This window comes from Streptococcus sp. HSISS2, assembly GCF_000448665.1.
GTDB lineage: Bacteria > Bacillota > Bacilli > Lactobacillales > Streptococcaceae > Streptococcus > Streptococcus raffinosi.
Map to the genome: position 1 here is coordinate 829,487 of NZ_CM002133.1, position 10,331 is coordinate 839,817.

Annotated in this window: 5 protein-coding genes and 5 pseudogenes; all 10 read right to left on the minus strand. The window is 38.9% G+C overall.

Translation table 11 applies throughout. From position 1 onward, the window contains the following. Positions 1 to 1,969: pseudogene (locus tag HSISS2_RS03720) on the minus strand (GBS Bsp-like repeat-containing protein); the annotation flags it as partial. 295 nt (positions 1,970 to 2,264) lie between these two features. Continuing rightward, positions 2,265 to 3,176 (minus strand): GBS Bsp-like repeat-containing protein (locus HSISS2_RS11685; RefSeq protein ID WP_240472051.1); only part of this gene is annotated, 912 nt, incomplete at its 5' end. A gap of 1 nt (position 3,177) precedes the next feature. Beyond that, a pseudogene (locus HSISS2_RS12165) lies at positions 3,178 to 4,303 on the minus strand (glucosaminidase domain-containing protein); the annotation flags it as partial. Between the two features lie 152 nt (positions 4,304 to 4,455). Next, positions 4,456 to 5,012 (minus strand): annotated as a pseudogene (gene lepB, locus HSISS2_RS03735) (signal peptidase I). A 119-nt stretch (positions 5,013 to 5,131) separates the two neighbouring features. Continuing rightward, positions 5,132 to 6,361, minus strand: coding sequence for a tetratricopeptide repeat protein (locus HSISS2_RS03740; protein ID WP_021145469.1), 1,230 nt, complete (start codon positions 6,359 to 6,361; stop codon positions 5,132 to 5,134). Then, positions 6,351 to 7,528: pseudogene (locus HSISS2_RS03745) on the minus strand (AI-2E family transporter). The gene HSISS2_RS03740 and the pseudogene HSISS2_RS03745 overlap by 11 nt, the downstream one beginning before the upstream one ends. Positions 7,529 to 7,537: 9 nt before the next feature. Beyond that, the gene (locus HSISS2_RS03750; RefSeq protein ID WP_008534510.1) at positions 7,538 to 8,020 is read right to left on the minus strand and encodes an 8-oxo-dGTP diphosphatase; all 483 of its coding nucleotides are present in this window, start codon (positions 8,018 to 8,020) and stop codon (positions 7,538 to 7,540) included. Positions 8,021 to 8,175: 155 nt separating this feature from the next. Further along, positions 8,176 to 9,104: pseudogene (gene ftsX, locus HSISS2_RS03755) on the minus strand (permease-like cell division protein FtsX). Next, positions 9,097 to 9,789 (minus strand): cell division ATP-binding protein FtsE, encoded by a 693-nt coding sequence (gene ftsE, locus HSISS2_RS03760; RefSeq protein ID WP_008534508.1) that lies wholly within the window; start codon positions 9,787 to 9,789, stop codon positions 9,097 to 9,099. The pseudogene ftsX and the gene ftsE overlap by 8 nt, the downstream one beginning before the upstream one ends. An 86-nt stretch (positions 9,790 to 9,875) precedes the next feature. Then, a partial coding sequence (locus tag HSISS2_RS03765; protein WP_042766978.1) for a peptide chain release factor-like protein occupies positions 9,876 to 10,331 on the minus strand: 456 nt, incomplete at its 5' end.

Here is a 10,331-nt window from a genome sequence, read left to right on the forward strand (position 1 = left end):
CCAATGAATTTACCATCATTATCAACCAAGTAGACATGAGAGTTATAGAGACCGCTATCACCTTTATGGTTGCTTGAACGAACGGTTACCTTATAGTCTCCATTAGCTTGTTTGGCCGCCTTGTACCAAATGATATCATCTTGACCGTTCTTTTCTGACCAGGTTGGAACTAGAACTTCTTTGAAGCCGTATGGTGCAACCAAATTTGAAATGACAAGATCATAGCTACCAGTAGCATTGTTCAAACCTGTGATGGCAAGGTCTGCTTTAGGTTCCGATAAGGTCACTTTTGTTTGAGTCGCCCCAACTCCAACTTGTGAGCCATCGTTTTGGATATAGTAAAGATGAACATTGTAAAGACCAGTTACGTTTTTGTGGTTGGCAATTTGGACAGTAACCTTGTAATTGCCATCTGTTTGACGTGTGGCTTCATACCAACGAATATCATCTTGACCATCAGTCTCAGACCAGATAGGTACCTGAACCGTACGCACACCTTTAGGGCTATAGACATCGCTGATGACCACATCAAAAGTTCCAGCACCATTGTTATTTAAGATAGAAATACTGCCGCTTGGCTTAGTCTCACTAACCTCAACCACAGTCTCAGTCAAATACTGGCGGTTACCAGCATTATCTATGAGATAAGCATCCGCTCTGTATTTACCCGTTGAATGTTTGTGGTCCGACGCTTTAATGGTGACACGATAGCTACCGTCTGCTTGGCGAGTCGCTTTGTGCCACACCAAATCATCCTGTCCATTAACAAGACTCCATGACGGTACCAAGATTTCCTTCAAGCCATTTGGTGCAACAATATTTCGAACCACAGCATCAAAAGTGCCTGTAGCTACATTATTATTTTCAATCGTTAGGCTTGCGCTGGGACGAGATTGACTAACTTCCACCACTTTTTCAGTCAAGTAGAAACGCTTGTTAAAGTTATCTACAATATAGGCATCGGCACGATAGTTACCAGTTGAATGCTTGTGGTCGCTTGCCTTAATAGTCGCACGGTACGAACCGTCCGCTTGTTTCGTAGCCTTGTGCCAAATTAAATCATCTTGACCACCGACTAAACTCCATGACGGTACAAGGATTTCTTTTAAACCTGTAGGAGCAATGATGTTTTTCACTACAGCATCAAAGGTACCTGTAACCGCATTATTGTTTTCAATAACGAGACTTGCACTTGGACGAGAGTAATTAACGGAGACTACTTTCTCAGCAATATAGCAATATAATGTCTCTTATTTGTTAGATCAACAACATAGGCATCTGCACGGTAATTGCCGGCTTCCCCCTTGTGATCAACTGCTTTAATGGTCACACGATAAGAGCCGTCCATTTGCTTAGCTGCCTTATGCCAAATCAGGTCATCTTGGCCATTGGCTAAACTCCAAGATGGTACGAGAACTTCTTTGACACCCAAAGGAGCGACAATATCACGCACAACTGCATCAAAGGTACCAGTCGTCTGATTGTTATTCTCAATTGAAAAATTTGCTTTAGGTTGCAAGGCATCTGCAGTTTGACCTGATACCGAGTGAGTCAATCTTTCTGGCTCAGTCGAAGCTGCACTTGATACCTCTGAAACACTTGAAGTAGATGTATTTTCTGAACTTGCTACCGAACTTACTTTAGCTACTGATTCGGAAGCGACTGTCCTTGATTCAGAAGTTTCAGTTGAAACTACCACTGATTGACTGACTTGTGGAGTACTTGAGTTTGCTACTTCACTTGTAGCGGTTGACGGAGTTGCCACAGTGGATGCTGCTGATGATGACGGTGCGTCCTTAACCAGAACTCCTTCACCTCCAAAAATATCAGCTGCCGTTGCAGCTTGATAATGACTACCTTCAGCAACGGTAGGTATTTGAGTGGCTACCTCATCGGCACTAGCCACTTGAGTGGTTACTGCCATAAGAACAGTAGCACTGGCATAGTAGATAAAATCTTTAGTTCGCATTTAACTTTCCTTTAACACTTTTTATACGTCAATCATTTTACCACAGAAACTGTCTTACGAATAGAGGAAAAGTGATAATTCTCTAAAAAAATAACAAAAATGAAAAAATAATAAGTGTTTTTCAAATAAAAGACTACTCAATTCAGGTTAATTAATCTAATATTCATCATAATAACAAGGAATTAAATACAAAATAAAAGATTTTGACAATTGATTGATATAGTTCCAAGAATATACAATAGGAACGATAAAAAGCCCACAGAAATTCACTTCTGAAGACTTTTCATTTAATAAACTAAGCAAAGATTGAGAAGAATGGTGCACCAAGTTTAGTGTCCATTGGATCTGTACTCTTAACACCATGAATGTAATCCAAAGAATACCAGCCATTATTTGCAGCATTAAATGGATCACGTACATAAGTTTTACCATTATCATAGCCATGAAGAACAATTTCATGAGTATATGGATAGTTGATAAACTGACTTGCTCCTACCGCAGCAAGAACGTGTTGACCGGATAACAAAGCAGAAGCAATACTAGAGATGCTTGAAAGCATGTTACTCTTAAGCCCCCAGTTTTTACTTGCTGAGACAATACCTTCCGCATCAGTACCAGCAACTGATGTTTTATTGAATGAATTTGTATTGTAATACAAGTAATCTGCAACAGTTGTTGGTGCTACAGTTGTTCCCAAGATATCTGTAAAAGTCATCGCCAATGATGTTGGGACACAACCAGATTGGTCCATGTTGCTGACACCATACCACTTAGAAGCCCAGCGAGGGTCACGTTGAGAATAATAAGTCGTTTGTGGCTCAACACGACGATTACGTGGAGAAAGTGACGTTTGACCAAGGTTAAAACCTTCTACTGTATTATCTGTATAATCAACATAAACATGAGTCGTGTAATTTCCAGCAAGATTCTTGTGATTGACTGTAGAAACATTGACCTCTGTATGTGTTCCAGTCGGTGTAGCATCGTACCAAGAAAGGTTTCCTTGGTTGCTCTCAGACCAAACCGCCACTCGAATTTTCTGAATTTGACGCCCTTGAGGTGCCTGATCTACCACTACAGTGAAGCTACCAGCTTCTGAATTAACATTAGTGATATAGGTTTGCGTTTTAGTCTTAGCATTACGGAATTCAACTGTTGTCGTTGTCCCTCCTACACCAACTTGTGCCCCATCATTTAAAATGTAGTANCATTAGCTTGTTTAGCTGCCTTGTACCAGATGATATCATCTTGACCATTCTTTTCTGACCAGGTTGGAACTAGAACTTCTTTGAAGCCGTATGGTGCAACCAAATTTGAAATGACAAGATCATAGCTACCAGTAGCATTGTTCAAACCTGTAATGGCAAGCTCTGCTTTTGGATTATTTTGAATTTCTATCGGATTGTCACTGATGTTAATCGCAGTATTACTTTCTTCATCCCACTCGTAGAGCTTATATGCTTCAATCAAACGAATAAGCTTGCCTGCATACCCTGGATCTGTCGCATATCCAGCATTTTTTAGTTCCTGGGCAGCAGTCCTATAATCTGTTGCATTGATAACTTTTCTATAATTGTTTTTTCGCCACTCTGTACTGGTGAAAAATTTTGCATGATCTACAACACTGTCATTCCACGATGAATATTTTCTAAAGGCAGCGTTAATGGTAATATAACGACCGTTAAGATATTCCTGAGTTGGTACCACTACCGTATCACCACCCCAATCATCCGAATCCTTAATGCCAAAGAGATTATGATTAGGTGCTTGAGCAAGGCTTGAGTTGCCCCAACCACTTTCTAGGATTGCCTGGGCTGCCGTAATTGATGGGAGCACTCCTTCCTTGGCTCCATCCATAGCTCCCTGTTTAATAGCATTAAGAAAATGACTTTGGCTCTCACTGGTACTGTCAACACTATCTGGCCCTTGATAAGCACTCCTAGTCACGGAATTATTGGTCAAATTAGAAGCTACTATATAATCTGCTTTATCTTGAAATACTGTCTCCGTTGAGTTTTGGTCAACAGTGTTAAATGAAGCCTCAGCTGTCACTGTCGTATACGAATTTTCAAAAGTAACTTCTGAGGTTTGCTTTTCTCCTTTCGGTACAGTCTCAGAATTTGAAACAGTCGTTGAACTCGTCGTTTGCTCCTTTGATATTGGCTTAGTAGCATTAGCATTTGAAGGATTTTCCATTACTTCATCAGCTCCTGCTGTCACACCACATGTCCCTAAGAATAACATGGTTAACATAACGCCACATAATCCATAGGTTTTATTCTTCTTAAATCCTAAGACATTTTTTCTTGCATATTCTTTTCCTTTTCTACTGATATATTTCCGTTAATTCACTTCAATTCTATTTAAGTTAAGTCTTAAATTAGCTGACGATAGCTCCCAGTATCAAAATGAATTACCAGTTATATATTCGCAAAAAAGCTAGAAACTTAACAAAAGTTCCTAGCTTTTTCAGTCATTAAAGAATATTAGTCAACATCAACAAAACCAAAATGTGACAGAGGGTACAATCGGAAAGAAATAACACCTTTAATTTGGTCTTTTTTAATAAGTCCGAACTTACGACTATCTTTTGTATTTCGACGATTATCGTTTAATACTAGGTATTGTCCCTTTTCAATCTTCGTTTGCTTGTTATCGGTCAACGTTGCAATTGAAAAATCATCTGTGAAAAAATTCCCAGGCGAAACAGTAGCCAAATAAGCTGATTTATCGTGGCTAATATAATTTTCTTCAATTGGCTTATCATTGACATAAAGAAAATCATCCATAGCTGTTACGCTCTTTCCTTCACCGGCAATAACACGTCCAATGTATTCCTTGCCATTAACGGTATAAAGGATAAAATCTTTTTCTTCGGTTCAACGTTTTTATTGAAGGTAACATAATCACCTGCATGGATATAATTATTTGCCTGATTTTCAGTCACACGATGCGTTGAAAAAACAAAAGACCTCAGTAACAAGATCACTACGATGGCAAGAACTGCTATAATAATATTTCGAATTAAATCTCTCTTAACCATATCTACTCCTTATGGGTTCTAATAAAATCATAACATAAATAGACAAATAAAAAAGAGGAAGTGAACAGACTTAACTATCACATCCTCTATTGAGTTTATGCTTTCAAGAGTTTCAAAGACTAATTGTCATCAAGAAATGTTTGCATATTAACATCATCTGGAACCAAGGAAAGATATTTTTCCGCCGTAACACGCGCTTGATCTCTGTAGCCAAATTCGCGCAAGATATAAGCGTAATCCTGTAAAAATTCAGGGTTATCAGACAAATCAGTAGATAGGTCTTGATAAATTTGAAAGGCTTTCTCTTCATCATCAAGTGCTTGATAAGCCTTGGCAATGTTCCAACGGGCCAAGACAGAATCAAATTCGTAATCGGCTAAAGCCACGAGATCATCGTAACGTTCTTCTTCCAAATAGAGAGTACTTAAACGTAAAACAATCTCGTCCTGATCCTCAGCTAGCGGCAAGGCTTGCTTCAAATAGGATTCAGCAGACTGAGTATCGTGCAATTCGTAGGATAACTGTGACGCTAACAAAAGTAATTGCACATTAAAGGTATTTTTAGAAATTCCTTGTTGTGCTATCCGTAAAGCTTCTTCGGTTTTATGTTCAGCATGTAACGATAAGGCGTAAATATACTCATACCCCTCAAAGTCTGCAGACATGGTTTCAATCTGTTTGAAGTAAAAATTAGCTTTTTGATACTCTTCCTGATCGTAAAGTAGTGTCGCTAATTCAAAGGCAATAGTATCATCGTATTCAATTTCAATAGCTTTTTCCAAAAATTCTCGAGCAGCTTCAAACTTACCAAGACTAGCATAAGCTTTACCAATACGTTCATAAGTAGAAACCCCCGTAGCTTCAAGAAGCTCACGGTTATCAAGTTTAGCATAATAATGAATAGCCTGCTCAAAGTTTCCAAGTTCAAACTCCATTTCAGCCAAACCGAAAATGATAATGGAGTCATCTGATAGTTGACTCGCCTCTAGCAACTTGTCACGGGCTACATCTGTTAACCCCTCCATTTGGTATAGATCTGCCTTCACAACTAAAGCAGACAAATAATCCTCGGAGTCCTCAGGAATAGCATCTAAAAAGAGAAAAGCCTTCTCAATATCACCATCTTCAGCAGCAATTTGAGCTAGATTAACATTGACCTCTGGAAAATCAAAACGAACTTTTTCATAAATTTCTTGAGCCTGTGGTAAAAAACCGATAGATTCAAGGTACTCAGCTAACTCTACGAGAACTTCAGCTGGATCTTCTTGCAGAGCTTTCTTAAAATATTTATCCGCATGATCTAAATCTTGGTTACCAATAGAGGCAACCATTTTCTCACTATTTAACATCTTCTTTTTGTCCTTCAATTTCTTTGTCATCATGGTAAAGATTACTTACTGACCGGTACCAATCAAAAATCTCTTTAACAACAACCTTGACGGAAGCATAGATTGGAATTCCTAATAATACGCCCCAGACGCCGTAAAGAGAACCTGCCGTCAGAAGAATAAACATAATAGTAATAGGGTGAATACTGAGTTTGTTACCCAAAACAAGTGGAGAAACAAAACGTCCTTCAATGGTTTGCTCAATGACAAAAATAATGAGAACCTTGATTAACATTGCGGGACCTTGTACCAACCCCATAATAACAACTGGTACCATGGCAAGAAAACTTCCAAGGTAGGGAACCATATTTAAGAAACCTGCCATAATACCAAAAGTCACCCCATATCGAAGACCCACAATTTTAAACATGATACAAAACATAATGGCCACGACGATAGCAACTGTAACTTGGCCTTGAACATAACCTTCTAACTGATTATTGATATCTGACAGCATTCGAACAGTCGTTTCACGAAAACGAGTGGGTAACACTGACACAAAGCCCTGCTTCATCTTTTGACTATCCCTTAGGAGATAAAAAAGAATGAAAGGAGCCAAAATAATAGCAACCGTAACCCTAGCCACAGTACTAGCAAAGGTTCCTACCCAAGTCAAAGCTGATGAAGAGAAATTTTCAGCATAGTTAACCATTCTCGCTGAGAAATCACTGAGCATAGCTTCTAAATCTCCACGGTAATTGGAAAGAAAAGGGAGATTTAGCCAGCGTTCAGCTTCACTATTAGCTCGGGCAATATAAGACGGTGTATTTCTAATCAAAATCAAAATCTGATTTTGCAAACTAGGAATAGCTGTTGAGATTCCCAAAACTAAGAGTAAGGCGAGAATAGCATAGATGACCAAGATAGACATCGTTCTACTTAAACCAGTTTTTTCTACTAAGAGAACCAAAGGCTTTATCAAATAGTAAAGGAGCGTAGAAATAACCAGAGGCAACATGATGATTGTCAAAAAATCAATGACTGGTGAGAAAATAGGACTAATTTTGGTAAAAATCAAAACCGTCAAACCAATCAACAGTAATATTAAAAAGGCCACTACAGCCTGATTATTCAAAACCCATTTAAAAACCAAGTTTCTGAAAAATTTTCTGTCTTTTTTCGCTTCATAGTTTCTCCCTATTTATCATAAAAGGTCACAGTCTTGTCTACCAAGTTCTGGTTGGAATCATAAACAAACTTAGCAGAGAAGAAAGGTTTGTCTTCAAGAATCCACTTAAAGATCTCATAGTCACCTTCCCAAGTTGGCTTAGACAAAACCTTATCATAAGGTACCCATTCAAGCGTTCCTTCACGAGACTCCTCATCTGAGATGAGTTCTCCTTCAAAACCAGTCACCTTAAAGACATAGGTGTACCAATCATGACCAGGGGTAAATTCTGGGAAGGTAATCATACCTTTAAAATCCATCTCTGTCACTGTAAAATGTGTTTCCTCGAGAATTTCACGACGAGCACATTCATCTGGTGTCTCTCCAGCTTCTAGTTTTCCCCCAACAGAAATCCACTTTCCTTCATGAACATCATTAGGCTTTTTATTACGATGTAGGAGCAAAAGCTCTTTTCCATTATCAATATAACAAATGGTAGCTAACTTTGTCATAATGCATCTCTTTTCCAATGTTTTTTAAATATTATACCAAATCTGAGATTGGATTTGGTCTTTGAGCCATGATTTTGAGATAAAGCAAAAATTTAGGTGTCATGAAGCATTCTGGATCGAAAAAAGAGAACCAGAACGGTTCTCCTTTAATTGCATTAATATTTCAAATAACGGCGCATTGCCATACGAGACCCAACTGAACCGATAATAATACCGACTGCAAAGAGGGTTCCAATAACAGCGTAGACAAACCATTCTGGATCATACATAGAGACACCACCCTTAACAAAATCAGGGTTTAAGGTTGAATAAACCATGTGGTACAAAAGATAGATGAGGCCAGAAGGAATGATGGCACCTAATGCACCAATCCAAGCACCTTCCATCAAGTAAGGACGGCGAATGTAAGAATTCTTAGCACCGACCAAACGCATGATGTGAATTTCAGTCGCACGTGACATAATGGTGATACGAATGGTATTAGAAATCAAGAGTACAGCCACAACAGTTAAGAGAGCTGTCGCAATAATTCCCCACAATTGAACACGTTTCATGGTAGACATCAGAATTTCACTATCTGAGCCACCAAAGTTAGAATTATCAACCCCCTGAATAGCCTTAGCTTCCTTGGCAACACGACTCACATCATCTGGTGTTTTAGTTTGAATAATGTACACATCTGATAGAGGGTTTCCATCTCCAGTAGCTGTTTCGAAACTTGACCCCATTGTTTTGATGAGTTCTTTCTTTTGTTCTTCTTTACTAGAGAAAGTAACCTTATCGACACCCTTTATCTTGGTCAATGCATCATAAACTTTATGGTAGTCTTTATTGGCAACAATTTGACCAGATATCTCTTTAACAGTTTTTGAAGCATCCGTCGAATCAGGCTGCAAGTACACATTGACCTGAATATTTTTTCAATATCAGAAGCCAATTTTTGAGTGTTAAGAATAACAGAACCAAAAACACCTAAAAGTGACAGCACAATCATTACTGAGAATACCGCCGTAAGAGTAGACAATAGATTACGTTTGAGGTTCTTAATAGATTCTCCTAAATGGCGGAAAAAGCGTCTAATCATGGTAACCGTACTCTCCTTCCTCTTCATCACGAACAATACGTCCCTCTTCAATCGCTATGACACGATGACGAAGGTTATTAACGATAGTTGAGTTATGGGTTGCCATTAAAATGGTCGTTCCCTGCAGATTAATACGTTCAAGAACTTGCATAATTTCCCAAGAAATCTCAGGGTCCAAGTTCCCTGTTGGTTCGTCCGCAATCAAAACTTTTGGATTATTTACGATAGCACGCGCAATAGCGACACGTTGTTGCTCACCACCAGATAATTGGTTAGGGAAAGAACGCATCTTGTGCTTAAGTCCAACCAATTCGAGAACCTCTGCGACACGTTTTTTTATGTGACGAGGGCGCTCACCGATGACCTCCATCGCATAAGCAACATTTTCAAAAGCTGTTTTCTTTGGAAGAAGTTTATAATCCTGGAAAACAACCCCGATAGAACGTCGCAAGAGTGGAACATCTTTTTTACGAAGATGGGTTAAATCAAACTCCCCTACCTTCATAGAACCACTCGTTAATTTTTCTTCTTGGTAAAACAAGCGAATTAAACTTGATTTACCGGCACCAGAAGGTCCAACTAAGTAAACAAATTCCCCTGAATTAACAGACAAATCAATGTGTCTTAGGGCAGTTGTCGACTTATCATACTTCTTAGTAACATCTTTTAATTCAATAAGAGCCATAATGTCAGTATTCAACTACTAAAATAGCTGAATGTCTTCCTTTCATTGAGATAAAGTATCTAAATACTTAAAACAGTATATCATTACTATTCTTCCATACGCCACTTGAGGTAGGCATCAATGAAGCCTTCAATATCTCCATCCATTACCTTATCAACCTGGGCAACTTCATAGCCTGTACGATGATCCTTAACCATAGTGTATGGGGTGAAAACGTATGAGCGAATTTGGCTTCCCCAAGTGATTTCTTTCTTATCACCTTTCAAAGCATTCACTTCTTCTGCTTTCTTTTCTTGCTCCATTTGATAGAGTTTCGCTTGAAGCATCTTCATCGCACGGTCACGGTTTCCGTATTGTGTACGGTCAACCGTTGAAGCTACAACAATACCTGTTGGAATGTGAGTCAAACGCACACCGGTAGAAACCTTGTTGACGTTCTGACCACCTGCACCACCTGAACGGAAAGTGTCCATCTTGATATCATCATCACGAATATCAACTTCAATGGTATCATCCAATTCAGGCATGACTTCCACAGAAGT

Bases quoted from the DNA above. Each gene is read 5' to 3' on its own strand.
- HSISS2_RS03740 (WP_021145469.1), bottom strand. From the start codon at position 6,361: ATGTTAAATAGTGAGAAAATGGTTGCCTCTATTGGTAACCAAGATTTA.
- HSISS2_RS03750 (WP_008534510.1), bottom strand. From the start codon at position 8,020: ATGACAAAGTTAGCTACCATTTGTTATATTGATAATGGAAAAGAGCTT.
- ftsE (WP_008534508.1), bottom strand. From the start codon at position 9,789: ATGGCTCTTATTGAATTAAAAGATGTTACTAAGAAGTATGATAAGTCG.